This is a genomic window from Vibrio ziniensis (assembly GCF_011064285.1).
Taxonomy (GTDB): domain Bacteria; phylum Pseudomonadota; class Gammaproteobacteria; order Enterobacterales; family Vibrionaceae; genus Vibrio; species Vibrio ziniensis.
The window spans coordinates 883,452-904,180 of the sequence record NZ_CP049331.1; the positions used below are offsets into that span (position 1 = coordinate 883,452).

Below are 20,729 nucleotides of genomic sequence, written 5' to 3' on the forward strand. Positions count from 1 at the left end.
TTGAGTTAATTGTGTATATAGGGCTATTAGCCCTGAAAGCAGTTTGTCGTATAGAACTATAATGAACAATGTTTACACATGTATTTTGTAGTAGGGTTCAGAAAAAAGGCAGGTGTTATTAACCTGCCTATTGATAGCAATTATTAGTACAAAAGTGAGTATAATTGTCGGCGATATTTACCAGCGATACTGTTACCTTGACCTATCGCGCTGAGAATATCCATAAAGGTTTTCTTTATCTCACCATCCAATGTATTCAAATCGGATTTTAGGAACCCCCATAGCAGTTCAAGTGCTTCTTCATCCCGTTTCACCTGATGATATTGAGTTGCGAGTTCTACAGCGATTTTTGCATCCTGTGGGTTTGCTGCCAATGCGGTTTCTAATGATTGAATTTCAGGGCTATTGGATGCTTGGTCATGCAGTTCAAGTTTCGCCATTAAGCTTTTGTAGTATCCATCTTGGTATTCCAGTGGAATGGTTTCCAGTTCAACTTTTGCCGCTTCAGTTTGCCCTGTTTCAATAAAACAATCTGCCAGAGCAAGCTTTACATCACCTTTGCGTTTTAGATCTTCAGGTAGAGCTAACAGGAGTGTGAGAGCTTGTTGGTGCTGCTGTGTTTGAATGAGGTCCAATGCCTGATTTAGCATCATTTCATCTTGACTTGGCAAATGACGATTCAGCATTTCTTGTACCGCTTCGATAGGTTGCGGGCCGCCGATTCCATCGACAGGTTGCCCATTAATAAACAAAGCGATGGTCGGTAATGCTTGAACACCGAACTGAGCTGCAATGGCTTGTTCGTCCTGACAATTGAGCATAGCCAGTGTAAATATGCCGCTGTATTGCTGAGTCAGCTGTTGAAGTGCAGGGATCATCTGCGCGCTTTCTTTACTTATCGGCGCCCAAAAATAAAACAGGATTGGAGTAGATGCTGAACTTTCGAGTACCTGACGAAAATTATGTTGGTTAACGTCAACGATATAGGGTGACTGCATGGACATTCCTTATAGCTACTGCATTTTGAGCACTGATATTATGAATGAGAAATGGGGGCTGAAACCAGGAATTCAAGTATTTAATAATGGTCGATCTCAAGGATAAATAAACAAAAAAACCACCTAGTGGTGGTTTTTTTGTTTCGAACGCAAGGCATTAGATCGTCACTATTACGATGAGCGCAATACAAATACCAAGCCAATTACACTGGTTTAATGTCATAGATGAACTCAACACACCTTACTCAATACAAATAACTTGCTTAATATCTGCGCAGTATCAATGTGGAATGTTGCGAATAAATGACAATTTACTCGGTAAGAAAAATATTTTTGATGTTGTCTATGCCGCTTTATGGAGAAGCTTATCAAGCATAGACCCCGGTAAAATTCGCTTTAGAACTGCAGCGATCTTCGTAGGGGTTGTTATCCGATAGCGCAATTTGGGTTTTGTAGACTCTAAAGCATGAATCAAAGGTTCTAAGCAGGCTTCCGGTGGCAGAACAAATCGGTTATTCGAGGTCTCTTTGCTTAAACGAGCCAACTGAGTTTCATACTCAGAGTGGTGGACACTCGCTTCTATGTTTATCCACTGTTTAAATGCGCGTAAACCGTTCGCTCTAAATTGAGTTTCAATTGGACCGGGCTCAATGATACTAATTTTGATATTGGTGTTTCTAAGCTCTAAGCGGATAGTGTCAGTCCAACCTTCTAAAGCAAACTTCGAGGTATTGTACGCTCCGCGGTATTTCATTGCAGCAAAACCCAGGATAGAGCTGTTCTGGACAATTCGACCAAAGCCTTGTTGGCGGAAGTGAGGTAAAAGTGTGGTTGTCAGTGTGTGCCAACCAAACAAGTTTGTTTCAAGTTGCTGACGTAATGCTTGTGTCGGTAAATCTTCTAATGCCCCTGGTTGACCATAAGCGCCATTATTAAACAAAGCTGAAAGTTTTTGGTTTGAAAGCTTTAGTGCTTGTTCTACACCTAGCTTGATACTCTCATCATCGGCTAAATCAAGCTGGATACAAGTTAATCCTTCGCCAATAAGCCTTTGTACATCTTCTTCTTTTCGACATGAAGCAATAACTTGATATCCTCTCTTGTGCAGGGCGTGAGCCGCCATGTATCCAATGCCTGAAGAGCAACCTGTGATCAATATTGAATGCGCCATGTTTATCCCTAACTAAGATTAATGGGTGTGTTGAAGTAAGTTCTTCAGAGCTGGTTCGATATGGGAAAACTGAAACTGGAACCCCAGTTCGGTCAGTTTTTTTGGTTTTGCCCGCATGCTATCGAGTAATAATTCAGCTGCTTCTCCCATGAGCAGTTTTATCGCCCATTTAGGTGTGAACAGAATATGCGGACGTCTAATTGCGGATGCTAAGTTTTGACTAAAAACAGCATTGGTCGCAGGATGTGGCGCACAAAGGTTAAAAGGCCCCTGTGCATGTTCAGTCGAGAGAAGGAACATAATTGCGTGAACCATATCGGTCATATGTATCCAAGGAATGTATTGTTGACCTGAACCAATAGGTCCACCAACACCTAATTTGTACGGTGGAAGCATTTTTTGTAATGCCCCGCCTTTTGGAGAAAGAACAACTCCCGTTCTTAGCAAACATACTCTGGTTCTGTCTGATTGTGCTCGCAAGGCTATTTGCTCCCAAGTATTACATACTTGGTGAGAAAAACTTTCATGGTGAACATGTAGGCTTTCGTCAAAAGGATGAGATTGTTGGTCTCCGTAATAGCCTACAGCAGAGCCACTAATGAACACCTCTGGTGGTTTAGTGCTGGCGTGAATGAGTGAGACTAACTGCTCCGTTATGTTCCATCGGCTGCGGCAGATATGTGATTTTTGCTTTTTGCTCCAACGTTTATTCGCAATTGGCTCGCCTGCTAAGTTGATCACGGCATCGAAGTGATTGAGATCTTGTAGGTCGTTTAGAGAGTTGATGAAGTTGAGATTCCCGCTATGAATATGATTGAGCTGGTGTTTAGCGTTTTCAGTATTGCGCGTTAACACGGTAATTTGCTCGGTCATGAGCAATTTCAATAACTCACGCCCAATAAATCCAGTTCCGCCAGTAATAAGTATTTTCATAGCCTCTCCTTTGGTATCTAAGTATAGGCATTAACACAAGCTTGCTTGAAGCCGCTCTGTGTTGATCAGATTACGAGATTCAATCGTAACTTCCAATACACTGTTTTTACTTGTGATAATTTTTTCCTCAGCTCTGTACTTAGGTCACACCGACCCAGAGATTCTTTTGCCATGCTGATTTATAGCAAAAGAAAGGGGGAAGTATGTCGGGATTGGCGGCACTTTTTAAAGCGATGTTAGCTAGCATGCGAGATTTGATGCCAATCATCATTGTTATAGCCTTTTTCCAATTAGTTGTTTTGCAAAATGTGCTTCCCAATTTTTTAAGTGTGCTATTCGGTTTGCTTCTGGTTGTTCTGGGACTGACCTTTTTTATTTTTGGCTTGGAGATGGGGTTGTTTCCAATCGGTGAATCCATGGCGCAAGCTTTTGCTAGAAAAGGAAGCGCGTTCTGGTTACTGGTATTTGCATTTTGTTTAGGGTTTGGAACGACGATTGCGGAGCCTGCACTTACTTCCATAGCGACAGAAGCTGCAAAAGTAGCAGCAGAAGGTGGGATGATCCCACACTCAGAGCAAGAGATGAAAAACTATGCCACGGGTCTTAGGCTAACAGTCGCCTTATCGGTAGGTATCGCTATCGTGTTAGGGGTTATTCGTATTATTAAAGGTTGGCCTATTCACTACATGATTGCGATTGGCTATATCTGTGTGGTTATTATGACTGCCTTTGCTCCACCTAGCATTATAGGTGTGGCTTACGACTCTGGCGGAGTAACGACTTCAACCATTACCGTGCCATTGGTGACCGCTCTGGGTATTGGACTTGCTTCTGCAATCAAAGGTAGAAATCCAATGCTTGATGGATTCGGTCTTATCGCCTTTGCGTCTCTACTGCCGATGATTTTTGTGATGATTTTTGGCATGGTAGCGACATGATTTCATTCACCATTTTCTATTCAACATTGATATCTACGTTACAGGATGTTTTCCCGATATCCGTGATCATTGCTGGGTTTCAATTCGTCATTTTGCGGAAACCGCTAGCAAACCCAGTGAGAGTTTTGGTGGGATTTGTGTATGTGATACTTGGTCTGACTCTGTTTTTGCTCGGATTGGAGTTTGCTTTGTTTCCCTTGGGTAAAACCATGGCAATGCAGTTAACATCTCCTGATTTACTTACAGAATATCGCATAAGCCTTGGCGAGAAACTTCAGTGGATTGATTACTACTGGGTGTATCTGTTCGCTTTTTTTATTGGGTTTAGTACCACCATTGCTGAGCCGTCCCTTATTGCGGTTGCTATCAAAGCTAATCAAGTCTCAGGTGGTGCGATATCTGTCAATGGCTTGAGAGTCGCTGTGGCACTAGGCGTGGCAATTGGAATCACTCTTGGCTGCTACAGGATTGTGGTGGGCGATCCTATCCATTACTACATCATTGCTGGATACGTTGTTGTCGTTATTCAGACCTTTTTTGCACCACAGCTAATCACGCCTTTGGCTTATGACTCTGGCGGTGTTACGACTTCTACCGTGACTGTACCGATTGTTGCCGCGTTAGGACTAGGTTTAGCTTCCACTGTACCTGGGCGAAATCCAATGATAGATGGCTTTGGGCTTATCGCGTTTGCCAGTTTGTTTCCTATTATTTCGGTCATGGGGTATGCACAAATTACTCAGTGGCTTAATCGAAAATCTGAATGCACAGATGAAACTATAAAGGAGAAAGACAATGCGGTTTAAGCTGATTCTAGCATTTGTCGAAGATGCCAAAACGGACTTAGTGCTTGATGCTGCGAGAGAGGCTGGAGCAACAGGTGCTACGGTGATTAATAACGCGCGAGGTGAAGGGCTAAATAAAAAAAGAACATTTTTTGGTTTGACCTTAGAAGTTCAGAAAGACGTTATCTTGTTAGTTGTTGAAGAGCATTTAGCCCGCCATATTCTTGAAACCATCAATGAAGTTGGGGAGTTTGATGCCACGTCTGGGCAGGGTATTGCCATTCAAATTGATATAGAAGACGCGGTTGGCGTTGCGCATCAAGTTGAACGATTAACGAAAGTCGTGGAGGAGAATCTATGAATCGAGAAGACAAAATTCGTGTAAGAGATGTTATGGCAGGCACCTATGTGATGGTTGATGGATTAACCACGGTTTATGAAGGTATTCGTCTGGCCAAAAAGCATCAGGTGAAAGCTCTGATCGTCGATAAGCGCCATGAAGATGATGAGTATGGAATTGTGTTGATGAATGACATCGCAAAGAAAGTCTTGGCAAAGAATCGCTCGCCGAAAAGAACCAATATTTATGAAATTATGACCAAACCAGCGCTGTCTGTATCTCCCGATATGAATGTGAAATATTGCGCTCGTTTGTTCGAACGTTTTGGGATCAGTCGGGCTCCAGTTATCGATTGTGGTAAGGTGATTGGTATGGTGAGTTATAACAATATCGTAGTGAATGGGATGGCAAGAGATGACGATTAAGTTTTAAACCATTACAATTGTATGGTTTTTGCTAAGAGGTCTATGATGAAACTGTTTTTTGCTTCCGATTTACACGGTTCTCTACCAGCAACTGAAAAGATGTTGTCTTTGTTTGATCAGTCAGAGGCAAACACTCTGATTCTACTTGGGGATCTTCTTAATCATGGGCCGAGGAATCCTATTCCTGAAGGATATAACCCGGCTGCAGTGGCCGAATTACTCAATGGCTATGCTGCAAAAATAGTGGCGGTACGAGGTAACTGCGATAGTGAAGTGGACCAGATGTTGTTGTCATTTCCGATGATGTCTGATTACGCTTGGATTGTGCTTGAATCTGGGCAACGAGTTTTTCTGACCCATGGACACACTTACAATCAAGAAAAATGTCCAGCAATGGGAGAAAATGATGTTTTAGTTCACGGGCATACACACATTCCGTCTGCTCAAGCTTGGGGAAAAGGCTTTTTCTTCAATCCTGGTTCAGTGACTTTTCCGCGAAATGGATTCGCACCAAGTTATGGCTTATTTGACGGAAACACACTGAGTGTTTTATCTCTCGAAGGCCAGGAAGTGATTGCACAGACGTTAATCTGAACGACGTGATTTTGAATAAAAGAAGAGCTCATATCGAGCTCTTCTTTTACTTTCTGTCAGAATGACCGAGATCTCGCTCAGGGTCGATGAGATCTCTAACGCGCTGTTTTAGCTCTTTAGCTTCAGGGAAACCACCATCTTTTTTGCGCTCCCATATTTGTATGCCATTACAAAAAATCTCATATCGCCCGCCTGTATCAGGGTGGAGAGATACAGTTTCTATCTCTTCACTGAAGGTATGCAGTAGCTCTTGGCTCATCCATGTCGCTCTTAACATCCAGTTACACTGGCGGCAGTAAAAGATGTCTATTTTTGCCTTATCCATATTTCCCTTAGTTGCTAAATAATACGATGGAACCCTGACTCAGGCTTGTTAACAGCAGTGTCTTCTTGTTGACGATGTCGACTCGTCTGCTTTGCTGAGCATCCATTTTGAAAAACTGTGTCACCAATTCAAGCTCTTCTTGGGTGAAATCTTGATTCTGACTTTGTGAAACATTTCTAAACTTTGTTGGTGAAATGAGCAAGTAGTTATCACTGACATCCCAATTTCCCGTTTCTGATATGTTCAAAATATTTTCTGCTTCTTGTCCATTTGAGTACAAAATGACTGTTGAGGAACGAGAGTAAATACCATTCGACAAATATTTTACGTTTGATTCTATATCTACTTTTCGTAGTGGGCCTATAGATTGATGTGACTTTGAATTTTCTATCACCATCACCGTTTTGGACTGCCATTCTCTAGAAGAAATTTCTTGTTTGAGTTTTAGATCGCTACCCCAGTAAAGCCAGCTGCTAAAAGCAACGGAAGTTATGCACATCATTGTGGCGATTTTTCTAATCATGATGATGCTCCTTGCTGACAAACTTTGTTTATTTGGTCTTGGTCAGCAACAATTTTTAGGGTGATATTTGCTGATGAATATTCTGGCTTATGGATGTAATTCAGGACTAACACATCATTATTACCACCTGTAGCGATGACTTTTTCCAAGAAAACGTCACTCTGGTTCTTAGAAATATACTTATTGATACACATTTCAATAGAAGGTAACCAATCAACAAGATCTGGATGGCTTTTTGGGGTCTCAACCGTTACGCCATGATAATGAGCGAGTTTTTTGAACTCGGATTGGTTAGGGGTACTAAGTAACATAGCCAGAACGGGCAGCAATATAGACAATAGTATGAGTAGCCTAGTGAAAATATCACTCGGAGTCTTGTTTGTTGGGCGTTGTTTCGTTTGTTTTACTTGTGGCTCAGTACTCTCAAGTACAAGCATTTCTTCGTTGATTGTTTGCGCCGAATGAATTTCGGGGAGATGGCTAGTCATCTCAATAAGTTCCGAAGCTGCGCCCACATCTTGGTCTGTTTTTTCTTCCACATCAGCAAGAATCGCGACACTTGAAATGAGTTGGTAACCTCGTTTGGGTACCGTTTTTATAAACTCTGGTGACTTTGTTGGATCTTTAAGCTGCTTACGTAAGGTAGAGATTGCCTGAGTTAAACTAGAATCATCAACTTCAAAACCTTGTTCTCGCCAAACGAAATCGTACAGTTCGTTGCGAGTAACCACTTCATTCGGATGTTGGCAGAAGAGCTGGAGTATACGACTTTCATTGCTCCCTAATCGAACAAGCTCGTCGTCAAAAAAGTTATCAACAAGTGAATTGCTGAGCGAATCGAAAGTAAATCTATTTGCAAGAAGAAATTTTGTACCAATGCCAGTCATTAATATCTGCTTCATTTTTTTTTATAGTCTTAAATCACTACTAACTAAGGGATAGTCTCCATGCTAACGCGTTAAGAAGGAGTTAAGACTGCAATTAAAATTTATCTTCCTTGATATAAATCGTTCCAAGGATAATCAATATAGGTAAAAAAAACAGTGTTTTTTGATATTGCTGACCTTGAATTTACATTTGGTGACCTTACTTATTTAGCAGATTGGTTATATTTCTGACCTAACTAGCTTTTTTGCGAAAGTGGTTAGATATCTCTAATGTTACGGAGCTAAAATGAGCGAAACAACGACAGCAAACAAAGAAACTCGCGGCTTTCAATCGGAAGTTAAGCAATTACTTCATCTGATGATTCACTCTTTGTATTCAAACAAAGAGATTTTCCTTCGTGAGTTGATTTCTAATGCTTCAGACGCTGCAGATAAGCTGCGTTTCCAAGCACTATCAAATCCAGAACTTTATCAAGGTGATGCTGACCTTGGCGTTAAACTGTCATTCGATAAAGAGACAAAAACGATAACGATCTCTGATAACGGTATCGGTATGACTCGCGAAAACGTGATTGACCATCTGGGTACCATCGCGAAATCGGGTACAGCAGAGTTTTTCTCTAAGCTTTCTGATGAGCAAACCAAAGATTCTCAATTAATCGGTCAGTTCGGTGTTGGTTTCTATTCGGCATTTATCGTTGCTGATGCAGTGACGGTTCGAACTCGCGTAGCAGGTGCTGCGAGCAATGAAGCCGTGCAGTGGCATTCAGAAGGCGAAGGTGAGTACACGGTTGAGTCGATCGAAAAGGCGAGCCGTGGTACGGACATCATTTTGCATCTTCGTGACGAGGGTGAAGAGTTCCTATCAGAATGGCGTCTGCGTGATGTCATTTCTAAATACTCTGACCACATTGGTATTCCAGTTTTCATTCAAACGGAAGACCGTGACGACGAAGGTAAAGAAACTGGCAACAAAAAGTGGGAACAAATCAACAAAGCGCAAGCGCTATGGACTCGCAGCAAATCTGATATTAGTGATGAAGAATATCAAGAGTTCTACAAACACGTGTCTCACGACTTTGCAGAACCATTAGTTTGGAGCCACAACAAGGTTGAAGGTAAAAATGACTACACCAGTCTGCTATATATTCCTTCGAAAGCGCCTTGGGACATGATGAATCGCGACCACAAGTCAGGTTTGAAACTGTATGTGCAACGCGTGTTTATCATGGATGATGCAGAGCAGTTCATGCCATCTTACCTTCGTTTTGTGCGCGGTTTGATCGATTCAAACGATTTGCCATTAAATGTGTCACGCGAAATTCTGCAAGACAACAAAGTGACTCAGTCTCTGCGTAATGCGTGTAGCAAACGAGTGCTCACTATGCTTGAGCGCATGGCAAGCAATGATGCAGAAAAATATCAAACATTCTGGAAACAGTTTGGCCTAGTAATGAAAGAAGGCCCAGCGGAAGACATGGCAAACAAAGAGAAAATTGCCGGTCTATTACGCTTTGCTTCAACTGAGTTAGACTCTGCTGAACAAACCATAGGTCTTGCTTCGTATGTTGAACGCATGAAAGAAGGCCAAGATAAAATCTACTACTTAACGGCTGACAGCTATGCAGCTGCGAAGAACAGTCCGCACCTTGAGCAGTTTAAAGCGAAGGGTATCGAAGTCGTTCTGATGTTTGATCGTATTGATGAGTGGTTGATGAATTACTTAACTGAGTTCGATGGTAAGCAGTTCCAATCAATCACCAAAGCGGGTCTTGACCTAAGTAAATTCGAAGACGAAGCAGAAAAAGAAAAGCACAAAGAGACAGAACAAGAGTTCAAGTCTGTCGTTGAGAGAATCAAAGGCTACTTGGGTGACCGTGTGAAAGATGTTCGCACTACATTCAAGCTTGCAACTACTCCTGCAGTTGTTGTGACCGACGACTTTGAGATGGGTACACAAATGGCGAAGCTGTTGGAAGCGGCTGGTCAAGCCGTTCCCGAAGTGAAGTACATTTTTGAGATTAACCCTGATCACGCTTTAGTTAAGATGATGTCTGACGAAGCAGATGAAGTCGCATTTGGTCGCTGGGTTGAAGTCTTACTGGGGCAGGCAATGTTAGCTGAGCGTGGTTCAATGACAGATCCTTCTCAGTTCCTAGGAGCTATGAACCAGCTTCTGACTAAGGTTTAATACATTTAATGAATAAAAAGGCTCGCGAACTGCGGGCTTTTTTATTAAAAAGTGGCTAAACGTCGCGTATTTGTGTGGAAATGTAATGATTATGTTTCAGACTTAAACGCTCGTTTGCATTCTTTAGTCTTAGATTCGCCAGAGAGGCAAATTTATGTGATAGAATGCAAAGCTTGAACAAGATTATCAACGCGTGTATTTTGCACGCCAGCTTGCAGTCGCTCGCTGTATCAACTGTTATACCGAAACTTACCGTCCGTCTATTAAAGGATTTTTCCCTAAAGGATAAGGGTATTGTGAGCTTCGGTATAAATATTATTTTCTAAAGAGGATTAAACATGCGCATCATTCTTCTAGGTGCTCCAGGTGCTGGTAAAGGTACACAAGCTCAATTCATCATGGAGAAGTTCGGTATTCCACAAATCTCTACTGGTGACATGCTACGTGCCGCTATCAAAGCAGGTACAGAACTTGGTAAACAAGCGAAATCTGTAATCGATGCTGGTCAGCTAGTTTCTGATGAAATCATTCTTGGTCTAATCAAAGAGCGTATCGCACAAGATGACTGCGAAAAAGGCTTCCTACTGGATGGTTTTCCACGCACTATCCCTCAGGCTGACGGCCTAAAAGAAATGGGTATCGATGTTGACTACGTAATTGAATTTGACGTAGCTGACGATGTGATCGTTGAGCGTATGGCTGGTCGCCGTGCTCACCTAGCTTCTGGTCGTACGTACCATGTTGTGTACAACCCGCCTAAAGTTGAAGGTAAAGATGACGTAACTGGTGAAGATCTTGTTGTTCGTGATGACGACAAAGAAGAAACAGTACGTGCACGTCTAGGTGTATACCACAGCCAAACTGCACCACTTATCTCATACTACGGTAAAGAAGCAGCTGCAGGTAACACTAAGTACCTTAAATTTGATGGTACTAAGCAAGTTACTGAAGTAAGTGCTGATATCGAAAAGGCATTAGCATAATAGCTAATACCTATTATCAAAATTTTTAAGAATTTTGTTATAGTTAAGCGGCCGTAAGGTCGCTTTTTTTATATAAATTTTATGGGCTACTAAGTTAGTCATACAAATAAAAGGACGCTATGCAAACTATAAAAAAACAAGGTGTCTTATTAGCCAACTTAGGCACACCACAAGCTCCTACTCCCACTGAAGTAAAACGCTTTTTGTCTGAATTTCTTCATGATCAACGAGTGGTCGATCTCAGCCCGTGGAAATGGTATCCCATTCTTCATTGTTTCATTTTGCCTCGACGTTCCCCTCGTGTAGCTAAGCTGTACGAATCTATCTGGATGGATGAAGGCTCCCCTTTGATGGTTTACTCTCTGCGCCAAAGAGAAAAACTCAAAAATCTCACCGGCTTACCTGTTGAAGTTGGAATGACTTATGGTCAGCCGAGTTTGAGTGCTGGCTTAGAGAAACTTCAACAACAAGGTGTTGAAGAGGTTATTGTACTACCTTTGTATCCTCAATATTCTTCTTCTACGACGGCTGCAGTCTTCGATGGATTAGCTAAAGCTCTTAAAACGATACCGACTATTCCTGAGATTAAGTTTATCCGTGATTACTACAATCATCCTCTCTATATACAAGCGCTAGCAAACAGTGTCCGTGATTCATGGAATACAAAAGGGAAAGGAGACTTGTTGGTTTGTTCGTACCATGGAATTCCGAAACGGTACGCTGATAACGGTGACATCTATCCTCAGCATTGTACTGAAACTACGCGTTTGTTGGCTCAGGAATTAGGCTTAGATGAAGATAAAGTACTTATGACTTACCAGTCTCAATTTGGTAAAGAAGAGTGGTTACAGCCTTATACTGATAAGACGATGGAATCGTTACCTGAAAAAGGTATTAAGAAAATAGATATCCTTTGTCCTGCATTTTCTGTGGATTGTTTGGAAACACTGGAAGAGATTGCGGGGGAGAACAAAGAGTTGTTTTTAGAAGCGGGTGGTGAGGTGTTCAATTACATTCCTTGTTTGAATGCTGATGATGCTCATATCGAAATGATGAAAGCACTTGTATACGATCCTAGATAAAAATATGTTCAAGCCTAGCATCGCTAGAACAACGAATGGGCGTCAAACGCAAACGCGCATTCATTCGTCCTTGAAGCCCCACCGAGCCATTCATGGCTCGGTGGGTTTGCTTATCGACGCCCATTCACTGCTCAGGAAATTTTCCCAAATGGTATAATGAGTTGAATATTGCTCACAGAAATAAAAAAGGACCACATTAAGTGGTCCTTTTTGCTATTTGAAACTTGGTTAAGCTGGTTGAACTTCAGCCTGTTTCTCTTCCGAGCTAGCTTCAACATAGCCTTCTGCACCGTGCATCCAAAATACCAATTTGTTCGCAAACAACAGTAAGATGGCTCCAGATACTGTGGCAGTTACTGCAATACCACTAAAGATAGCCATAGCACCAAGCTCACCCACATGTGAACCCACGTAACCAGCTACGTAGTTTGCAATAGCATTACAGCCGAACCAAGCGCCCATCATTAGAGATGCAAGACGTAGCGGAGCTAACTTAGTAACCAGTGATAAACCGATTGGAGACAGGCATAGTTCGCCCAGAGTATGGAAGAAGAATGCACCAACCAACCAAAGCATTGATGTTTTAACTGATGTATCACCACCTTGCTCTAGTACCGCACCTACCATACATAGGAAGCCAAGAGCGAGGAAGAACATCGCAAGAGCGAATTTAACAGGAGAGTTAGGTTCTCGTTTACCCAATTTTACCCAGAACACAGCAAGTACTGGAGCCAGAGTAATAATGAAGAATGGGTTTAGTGATTGGAACCATGCTGCTGGTATTTCAAAACTACCAATCATACGGTCTGTATACTGCTGGGTGTAGATGTTCATCAGACCACCAGCTTGTTCGAAGCCAGCCCAGAAAACAATAGTAAACAGACTCATAATTAAGATGACTTTGATGCGATCAAATTCTTCTTTAGTCAACGGCTGTTTTGTTTGCGACTTGGTTTTTTCCATTGCTCGTTTTGCAGCAGGTACTTTACCAATGTTACCTAACCATGATTGAGCTAGGGTCATTTGCATAACTAGACTGATTAACATACCAATACCAGCTGCGACGAAGCCCGCTTTCCAACCAAAAGAGTTAGTAACTGAACCCGCAACAACACCAGCAAGTAAGGCGCCGATGTTGATACCCATATAGAAAATAGTAAATGCGCCATCACGACGGTTATCACCTTCTTGGTATAGGTCACCCACCATTGTAGAAATATTTGGCTTAAATAGACCGTTACCCGCAATAAGCAGACCAAGACCTAGGTAGAATGAGTGCATCGGTGCAATACCGATAGCCTCAGCAGGCATTGCTAGGGTGAACTGACCAATAGCCATGAGTGCACCACCAATCAAAATTGAACGGCGCTGCCCAAGATAGTTATCAGCTAGGTAACCACCAATAAGCGGAGTGATGTATACCAAGCCAGTATAAGTACCGTACAGATCAAGAGCGTCTTTCGTTGACCAACCAAGACCACCATTGATAGTCGCGTCAGTTAAATAAAGAACTAAGATAGCTCTCATTGCATAGTAAGAGAAACGTTCCCAAAGCTCTGTGCTAAATAAAAGGAATAGGCCACGAGGGTGACCAAAATATTGCTGTTGGTTTTGCATAGTAGATACTAAAGTCATCGTTATATTTTTAGTGGGCGATAGATATACATTGGTCGTAAAGATATTTCAAATGATTTAATTTTGTAAATTAGTGTGATTGTTGGTTTTTCGTTCTGCTCTGTATTGTTATTTCGGGATATTCGAGAGTGTTATCATTTGTGGAAACTAATTTTTTACTGGAAGGATGTTATGTAGATAAATAGTGGTGTTTATATCATCAGTTAAGTCACAAGACTGCTGTGTGAATGTCTTTAATCATGACTATGCATAGCCATAGTGATAGCATTGCCAAAAGTTTTATTGGTTAAGAATATGAAACGTTGGTATCTACTCTATTGTAAAAGAGGTGAACAGCTTAGAGCTAAAGCCCATCTGGAAAATCAAGGCGTTGAGTGTTATTACCCAGAAGTGACGATTGAAAAAATACTTCGAGGAAAACGACAGTCAGTAAGAGAACCTCTTTTTCCTTGCTACATGTTTGTTCGTTTTGATTTCGAAGATGGCCCTACTTTTACCACTGTGCGTTCAACGCGTGGTGTTGCTGACTTTATTCGATTTGGTGCTCAGCCTAAAGAGCTGCAAGGTTCTCTAATTTATGAGCTTAAACAGATGGATACCAGTGAGCAAAGTCTGGGTACTTCTAGAACACCACAGCAGGGACAAGTTCTCAAAGTGACTGGCGGTCAGTTTTCTGGAATAGAAGCTATTTACCATGAAGCTGATGGTGAAACACGCTCGCTGATGTTAATTAAGCTCATCAACCAACCGATTGTTATGAGCATTGATAATAAAGACTTAGATTTGAAGTAGCTTTGTAAGAAGAACTGAAACAAAAAAGGCGCCATAGGCGCCTTTTAATATTTATTGAACTTAGTAAGCTTCGTGGTGAACGGCTTTCACTGCACGACCTGATGGATCGATACAGTTCTTGAATGATTCATCCCATTCGATCGCTTTAGCTGAAGAACAGGCTACTGAAGGACCACCAGGTACACATTGAGCTGCTGACTCTAGCGGGAACAACTCTTCGAATATTTCACGATACACATAGCCTTCTTTTGTCGTTGGCGTGTTGTATGGGAAACGGTATTGAGCTGTCTCCATTTGCTGATCAGTGACTTTTGCTTCAGCCGTTGCTTTTAGCGTATCGATCCAGTTGTAACCAACACCGTCAGAGAACTGCTCTTTTTGACGCCATGCGATGGATTCTGGTAGATAGTGCTCAAAACACTCACGAAGAATGTGTTTTTCCATTTTGCCGTTACCACACATTTTATCTGCAGGGTTTAGGCGCATAGCTACATCAATAAACTCTTTGTCTAGGAAAGGTACGCGACCTTCGACACCCCATGCAGCAAGAGATTTGTTGGCACGAGCACAGTCAAACATGTTTAGAGCAAGAAGTTTACGAACGGTTTCTTCGTGGAACTCTTGAGCGTTTGGCGCTTTGTGGAAGTATAAGTAACCACCAAAGATTTCATCAGCACCTTCACCAGATAGAACCATTTTGATACCCATAGCTTTAATCTTACGACCCATTAAGTACATAGGCGTAGATGCACGAATGGTTGTTACATCGTAGGTTTCAATGTGGTAAATCACATCACGGATAGCATCAAGACCTTCTTGAATGGTGTAAGTGAACTCATGGTGAACGGTACCGATTTTTTCAGCCACTTCACGAGCAGCTTTAAGATCTGGAGCTCCTTCAAGACCCACCGCGAATGAGTGAAGTTGTGGCCACCATGCTTCAGATTTCTCATCATCTTCAATACGCATTGCTGCATAGCGTTTTGCTACCGCAGAAGTAATGGATGAATCCAAACCACCTGACAGAAGTACGCCATAAGGTACGTCAGTCATCAATTGACGTTTAACGGCGGCTTCTAGAGCGGCTGTCAGTTCTTCTTTACTGGTAGTGTTACCACTTACCGCTGCGTATTCGTTCCAGTCACGTACGTAGTAACGCGTTGGTTCTTTATCTTTAGAGCTGTAATAGCTACCTGGAGGGAATTCGCTCAGAGTTTTACACACTGGAACAAGAGCTTTCATCTCGGAAGCAACGTAATAGTTACCGTGCTCATCTTGACCTTGGTAAAGAGGGATAATACCAATGTGGTCACGACCGATTAAGTATTCGTCTTTCTCTTCATCATAAAGAACGAAAGCAAAGATACCGTTTAGCTCTTCAAGAAGGTCTACACCTTTGTCTTGATATAATGCCAAGATAACTTCACAGTCAGAATCAGTTTGGAATTCGTACTTGCCTTCGTAACGAGCGCGAATTTCTTTGTGGTTATAAATCTCACCGTTTACCGCAAGAATAAGTTTCTTGTCTGGACTGTATAGAGGTTGCGCTCCGCTATTTAGACCAACAATAGCTAAACGCTCGTGCGCTAAAATTGCCTTGTCAGATGCATAGATACCGGACCAGTCTGGACCACGGTGACGGAGTTTTTTCGACATTTCCAATGCCACTGGACGTAGCGCAGCTGCATCACTTTTGATGTCCAAGATGCCAAAGATAGAGCACATACAACTTCCCTTAGTAAACGAGTTTTAATCAGATGGCTCCAATTTGCCATTTTGATTAAAAAAAACAACCCATAATTGATAAAATTTTTAAATAAATTCATTAAAGGTAAATGTTATTTAACTTTTGCTTTGTTTTGTTGGATGAGATCTAGATAATGACGAAAAAAACACCACTTAGAATGAAAAAAAGAGCACTTAGTGCTCTTTTTTCTAATATCAGTCAGAAAGCTTGATGCTAGTATTTTATGAAGTCTGGCTGCAATTGTTCACAAACATGGCGAGCAAAACCAGACCCAGCTTCTCGATAGATGTTAAACGCTGCATGCGCGCCTTTCTCTATCAAGTTATCCAGTTGATCGGGATATTCTGCAATTGCTGCAATTTGCCCGTTGAATGAGCGTTTTTTCAGTTGCTCAAGAGCTATCTGATTCGCCTGATGGTGCGGCATAGCCAGTAGCACCATTTTAACGTTGCCTGTATCTAGTATCCTTTCCCAGAAGTCAGGGTCGGTAGCGTCGCCAGAAATAACGTTTCTGCCTTCGTTCCTATGTTGCTGAGCGGCATCTTCTCTTAGTTCTACACCCAAACAGATTTTTCCATAACGAGCATGAAATTCCTCGTAGGCACCTGTACCGATACGCCCCATTCCAAGGATCAGCAGTTGAGAGCTACCTGGATTGATAAATCTGTCGCGGATATTAATTCGCTCAGCCGTTTGTTCTTTTAACCATTGTGCAGAGTAATGGTAGATCTCATGTCCTTTGCGAACAATTGGGGCTGTAACAATAAAAGATAAGGGAACAGAAATCGCAAGAGCGACGAGTATATCTCCTGATAGCCAGCCCATTTTAAAGGCAAGACCACCTACGATCAGCCCAAACTCGCTGAAGTTGAATAGTGAAATCGTTGCCAGCAGGGAAGTTCGAACTCGGAATCGGAATTTATTTAACACTAAGAAGTACAAAATACCTTTAAGCGGCAGCAGTAGTAACAACAAAAGTGAAAGCAAGAAGCCCGTAACGGTTGGCTGTTCTGATAAGCCAATATTTAAGAAGAAGCAGACAAGAAACAGTTCTTTCATGTTGAAAAGAGATTTTGAAAGCTCGGAAGCTTTAGCGTGGCCGGCTAACATCATACCTAAGATTAGTGCGCCTAAATCCGGCTTCATACCAACAAATTCGAATAAACCAGCGCCTATGACTAAAGCAAAGAATATTCCAGCTAGAACCAGCATTTCTCCATGACCGACCCAATCTAATACTTTAAAGAACAAAGGGCGGACAATAGGAAGCAAGAATAGGGTGATAGCATACCATTCTGGAATCTTACCTGTTGAAACTGTTAAGAAAACAACAGCGAAAATATCCTGCATGACTAGAATGCCTATGGCTATAGTGCCATAGATAGCATTCATCTCTCCTTTTTCTTGCAAAGACTTTACAGCAAAGACTGTACTTGAAAATGAAAGGGCAAATCCCAGCAGAATGATACTAGATACAGAGACCTGTGCGAGGCTATCCAAACCAAGGTATTTGAATCCTATAAGAATAATACTAAACACAGCGGTTGATAATAGGTTGTGGATAGTTGCCCCAGCCCAAATTTCTTTTGCTAACAGGGTTTTGACATCTAGCTTTAAACCGATAGTAAACAGAAGCAAGGTTACACCGAGATCGGCTAAAACAGATATTGTGTCGTTTGATTCAAAGCCAAAGGCATGTAAGGCAAAACCAGCGATAAGAAATCCCACAAGGGGAGGGAGATTGCATTTTAGCGCAATAAAACCAGCGATGAATGCCGTTGTAATTAGAATAATTTCCATTGGTAATAGTTGCTTCCCAGATATAAAAAAGGCTGTGCTTATTAATTAAACACAGCCTCTCATTATAGGGTAATCAGTTGCTTATACCAATGTAGATAAGTCTTAATCTTCTAGAAGTTTTTGTAACAATACACCATTGAGCATCGCACGCTTGATCATGGCAAAAGCGCTTAAAGTTGGTTGTGCATCTAGCAATGAAGCTTCTATTGGCAAATTAGTATGGAACGATTTCAGAGACTGATTTTCCACATTGCGCTGAATTGCAGGGAATAGGATGTCTTTCGCTTTTGTAATTGCACCCGCAATGATAACTTTTTGTGGGTTAAACAAGTTAATAGTAATGGCAATCGCTTTACCCAACTGGTTACCTACTTTCACCAAAGCTTGTTTTGCAAGCTCATCACCATTATTGGCATGCTCACAGATCTCATGAATAGTAATTGCATCTACTTGTGAAAGGCTAGACTCGTAGCCTTGAGCAATCAATTTATTCACTCTATTTACGATGGCTGGATTTGCCGCGACGGTTTCTAAACATCCGAAATTGCCGCATTGGCATTGTTCGCCTAAAGGATCAATTTGAATATGCCCAATTTCACCTACGTTTCGATTATACCCCAAGAACACTTGTCCATTAACTATGATGCCAGCGCCTGTACCTCGATGGACACTGACCAATATCGAATCTTGACAGTCTTGGCTGACACCAAAATAGTGCTCAGCTAGGGCCATTCCTCTTACATCATTGCCCACAAAGCACTCTACGTGGAAATTGTTTTTAATTATTTCACCTAAAGGCAAAGCATTAATTTTGACATTTGGCATGTATTCAACCACACCAGTTTCTGGATTCACCAAACCTGGTAAAGCGATGCCGATAGCAATAAGTTGGCTTATTGATGATGTATGTTGATTTGTGAAATTTTTAAGATGACTCAAAAGACCATCCACGAGTTCGCTCTGACTGGTATAGAGAAATTCTTGGAAATCAGAGGCAATCTCTTTGGCACCTAAGTTAAACAGGCTGAATTGGATATAGTCACGTCCTAAACGCACTGCGATTGAGTGGAATGGATCGACTTCAGTGGTCAGAGAGATTGCTCTCCGACCACCGGTAGAAGCTTGTTGGGCGACCTCTTTTATAAGGCCGCGCTCTAAAAGTTGGCGGGTTATTTTTGTCACACTTGCTGGAGCAAGTTGACTCACATCGGCAACCTGGATTCGAGAAATAGGACCTTGTTGGTCTATTAATCGATATACTGCAGCGCTATTTAGCTGCTTGACTAGATCTACGTTACCTATTTGTCCGCCATTCATTATTACTTATGCTCGTATTGTCCGTTAACCACAGTCGCTTTTACATTGAAGTCACGGTCAAAAACAGTCAGGTTGGCAATCATGCCTTGTTTAATACGACCTAATTTATGGTCAACCTTAATTGCTTTTGCTGGATACAAAGTAGCCATTCTTAGAGCTTCATCTAAAGCGATGCCGACATGCTCAACCGTATTTTGAACCGCTTCAATCATAGTAAGGGCTGAGCCGCCAAGTGTGCCGTTTTCATCGATACACTTGCCATCTTGGTAATATACTTTCTTACCGACAAAAATAAAGTAATCCATCTCAGCACCTGCAGGAGCTGTGGCATCTGTCACTAATACGAGCTTTTCACCTTTGATCTTATGGGCAATACGGATGTTTGCGTAATCAACGTGGAATCCGTCGGCAATAATGCCAGTGTAAACTTCTGGTGTGTCAAAAATAGCGCCCACAACACCAGGTTCACGACCTTGCATTGGTGTCATTGCATTGAACAAGTGAGTGGCGAAGGTAATACCGGACTCAAAGCCTTTACGAGCTTCCTGATATGTTGCGTTAGTATGACCAATAGAGACAACAATGCCTGCTTTGGCTAATTTCTCAATGTGTTGTGGGTTATTGTTCTCAGGAGCCAGAGTCACTTTGGTAATAACATCACTGTTTTCACACATCAAATTGATCATGGCTTCATCTGACTCGCGAATAAAGTCTACGCTGTGGATGCCTTTTCTCTCAATGTTCAGATAAGGGCCTTCTAAGTGAAGTCCTAGTGAATGATTGCTGTACTTTAGGCGATACTCGCGCTCTGCTGCAATGGCTTGGCGCATGTTGTCATCTGAAGAGGTAATAAGCGTTGGTAAGAAGCTAGTACAACCCGATTTCAGGTTAGCTAGGTGCATGGTATGGATAGTGTCTGCTGTAATTTCATCATTAAACATTACGCCGCCACAGCCGTTTAGCTGCAAATCAATAAAGCCCGGGCTCAGGTTTGCACCGTTAAGATCTTTGCGCTCTATGTCACTCGGAAGATTGTGTTCAGGGATAATGGCATGAATTGTATCAGCATTAATGATAACAGCATGATCAGTCAGTATATCGCTGCCTGTGAATACCTTACAGTTAGTTAGTGCGTACATAATTAACAAATCCTCGTCGATAGACATTCTATAATTTTAGGAGCGATAAACAGATATTGCCTTTAAAGAGTATGTGATGGGCTCACTCTTTACTAACTTTTATCAAATCGCGAAATATCTTTAT

At 41.9% G+C, this 20,729-nt stretch carries 20 protein-coding genes; 9 read left to right on the forward strand and 11 right to left on the reverse strand.

Features of this window, described 5'->3' with window-relative positions:
- Positions 1-143 precede the first annotated feature (143 nt).
- From G5S32_RS04025 to G5S32_RS04035, 3 genes are all read right to left on the reverse strand, one after another.
- Positions 144-998, reverse strand: coding sequence for a co-chaperone YbbN (locus tag G5S32_RS04025; RefSeq protein ID WP_165310602.1), 855 nt, complete (start codon positions 996-998; stop codon positions 144-146).
- A gap of 343 nt (positions 999-1,341) precedes the next feature.
- Complete coding sequence (locus G5S32_RS04030) at positions 1,342-2,169, reverse strand: SDR family oxidoreductase (RefSeq protein WP_165310603.1); 828 nt, start codon at positions 2,167-2,169, stop codon at positions 1,342-1,344.
- 18 nt (positions 2,170-2,187) lie between these two features.
- A complete protein-coding gene (locus G5S32_RS04035) occupies positions 2,188-3,102 on the reverse strand; it encodes a TIGR01777 family oxidoreductase (RefSeq protein WP_165310604.1) in 915 nt (304 codons plus the stop codon).
- A gap of 203 nt (positions 3,103-3,305) precedes the next feature.
- On the opposite strand from G5S32_RS04035, the gene G5S32_RS04040 reads away from it, so the two are divergent.
- From G5S32_RS04040 to yfcE, 5 genes are read left to right on the forward strand one after another with little or no spacing between them, the layout of a single operon-like run.
- Positions 3,306-4,040 (forward strand): DUF1538 domain-containing protein, encoded by a 735-nt coding sequence (locus G5S32_RS04040; protein WP_165310605.1) that lies wholly within the window; start codon positions 3,306-3,308, stop codon positions 4,038-4,040.
- Complete coding sequence (locus G5S32_RS04045) at positions 4,037-4,846, forward strand: DUF1538 domain-containing protein (protein WP_165310606.1); 810 nt, start codon at positions 4,037-4,039, stop codon at positions 4,844-4,846. Before G5S32_RS04040 ends, G5S32_RS04045 begins: the two co-directional genes overlap by 4 nt.
- Positions 4,836-5,186 (forward strand): P-II family nitrogen regulator, encoded by a 351-nt coding sequence (locus tag G5S32_RS04050; protein ID WP_042486396.1) that lies wholly within the window; start codon positions 4,836-4,838, stop codon positions 5,184-5,186. Before G5S32_RS04045 ends, G5S32_RS04050 begins: the two co-directional genes overlap by 11 nt.
- Complete coding sequence (locus G5S32_RS04055; RefSeq protein ID WP_165310607.1) at positions 5,183-5,590, forward strand: CBS domain-containing protein; 408 nt, start codon at positions 5,183-5,185, stop codon at positions 5,588-5,590. The genes G5S32_RS04050 and G5S32_RS04055 overlap by 4 nt, the downstream gene beginning before the upstream one ends.
- A gap of 45 nt (positions 5,591-5,635) precedes the next feature.
- Positions 5,636-6,184 carry a phosphodiesterase gene (yfcE, locus tag G5S32_RS04060; RefSeq protein WP_165312703.1) on the forward strand — a complete coding sequence of 183 codons (549 nt, stop codon included), beginning with the start codon at positions 5,636-5,638 and terminating at the stop codon, positions 6,182-6,184.
- A gap of 46 nt (positions 6,185-6,230) precedes the next feature.
- Here the strand turns inward: yfcE and G5S32_RS04065 are convergent, their stop codons facing one another.
- From G5S32_RS04065 to G5S32_RS04075, 3 genes are read right to left on the reverse strand one after another with little or no spacing between them, the layout of a single operon-like run.
- Positions 6,231-6,509, reverse strand: coding sequence for an Rdx family protein (locus G5S32_RS04065; protein ID WP_165310608.1), 279 nt, complete (start codon positions 6,507-6,509; stop codon positions 6,231-6,233).
- A 7-nt stretch (positions 6,510-6,516) separates the two neighbouring features.
- The gene (locus G5S32_RS04070) at positions 6,517-7,032 is read right to left on the reverse strand and encodes a regulatory protein ToxS (RefSeq protein WP_165310609.1); all 516 of its coding nucleotides are present in this window, start codon (positions 7,030-7,032) and stop codon (positions 6,517-6,519) included.
- Complete coding sequence (locus tag G5S32_RS04075) at positions 7,029-7,919, reverse strand: winged helix-turn-helix domain-containing protein (protein ID WP_165312704.1); 891 nt, start codon at positions 7,917-7,919, stop codon at positions 7,029-7,031. The genes G5S32_RS04070 and G5S32_RS04075 overlap by 4 nt, the downstream gene beginning before the upstream one ends.
- A gap of 286 nt (positions 7,920-8,205) precedes the next feature.
- Here G5S32_RS04075 and htpG point away from each other — a divergent pair, with 286 nt between their 5' ends.
- The 3 genes from htpG (at position 8,206) to hemH (ending at position 12,175) form a co-directional block, all read left to right on the forward strand.
- Positions 8,206-10,110: a molecular chaperone HtpG gene (gene htpG / locus G5S32_RS04080; protein ID WP_165310610.1), complete on the forward strand. Its 1,905-nt coding sequence runs from the start codon at positions 8,206-8,208 to the stop codon at positions 10,108-10,110.
- Positions 10,111-10,448: 338 nt separating this feature from the next.
- Entirely contained in the window at positions 10,449-11,093 is a 645-nt protein-coding gene (adk, locus tag G5S32_RS04085; protein WP_165310611.1) for an adenylate kinase, read from the forward strand.
- Between the two features lie 119 nt (positions 11,094-11,212).
- On the forward strand, positions 11,213-12,175 hold the full coding sequence (hemH, locus tag G5S32_RS04090) for a ferrochelatase (RefSeq protein WP_165310612.1): 963 nt from the start codon (positions 11,213-11,215) through the stop codon (positions 12,173-12,175).
- A gap of 228 nt (positions 12,176-12,403) precedes the next feature.
- Here the strand turns inward: hemH and G5S32_RS04095 are convergent, their stop codons facing one another.
- Positions 12,404-13,792: a peptide MFS transporter gene (locus G5S32_RS04095; protein ID WP_165312705.1), complete on the reverse strand. Its 1,389-nt coding sequence runs from the start codon at positions 13,790-13,792 to the stop codon at positions 12,404-12,406.
- Between the two features lie 312 nt (positions 13,793-14,104).
- On the opposite strand from G5S32_RS04095, the gene rfaH reads away from it, so the two are divergent.
- Positions 14,105-14,602: a transcription/translation regulatory transformer protein RfaH gene (rfaH, locus tag G5S32_RS04100; RefSeq protein WP_165310613.1), complete on the forward strand. Its 498-nt coding sequence runs from the start codon at positions 14,105-14,107 to the stop codon at positions 14,600-14,602.
- 60 nt (positions 14,603-14,662) lie between these two features.
- Here the strand turns inward: rfaH and asnB are convergent, their stop codons facing one another.
- From asnB to nagA, 4 genes are all read right to left on the reverse strand, one after another.
- The gene (gene asnB, locus G5S32_RS04105; RefSeq protein ID WP_165310614.1) at positions 14,663-16,327 is read right to left on the reverse strand and encodes an asparagine synthase B; all 1,665 of its coding nucleotides are present in this window, start codon (positions 16,325-16,327) and stop codon (positions 14,663-14,665) included.
- 235 nt (positions 16,328-16,562) lie between these two features.
- Complete coding sequence (locus tag G5S32_RS04110) at positions 16,563-18,149, reverse strand: cation:proton antiporter family protein (protein WP_165310615.1); 1,587 nt, start codon at positions 18,147-18,149, stop codon at positions 16,563-16,565.
- A 102-nt stretch (positions 18,150-18,251) separates the two neighbouring features.
- Positions 18,252-19,466, reverse strand: coding sequence for a DNA-binding transcriptional regulator NagC (gene nagC, locus G5S32_RS04115; protein WP_165310616.1), 1,215 nt, complete (start codon positions 19,464-19,466; stop codon positions 18,252-18,254).
- A 2-nt stretch (positions 19,467-19,468) separates the two neighbouring features.
- Positions 19,469-20,605 carry an N-acetylglucosamine-6-phosphate deacetylase gene (gene nagA, locus G5S32_RS04120; RefSeq protein ID WP_165310617.1) on the reverse strand — a complete coding sequence of 379 codons (1,137 nt, stop codon included), beginning with the start codon at positions 20,603-20,605 and terminating at the stop codon, positions 19,469-19,471.
- Positions 20,606-20,729: the final 124 nt, after the last annotated feature.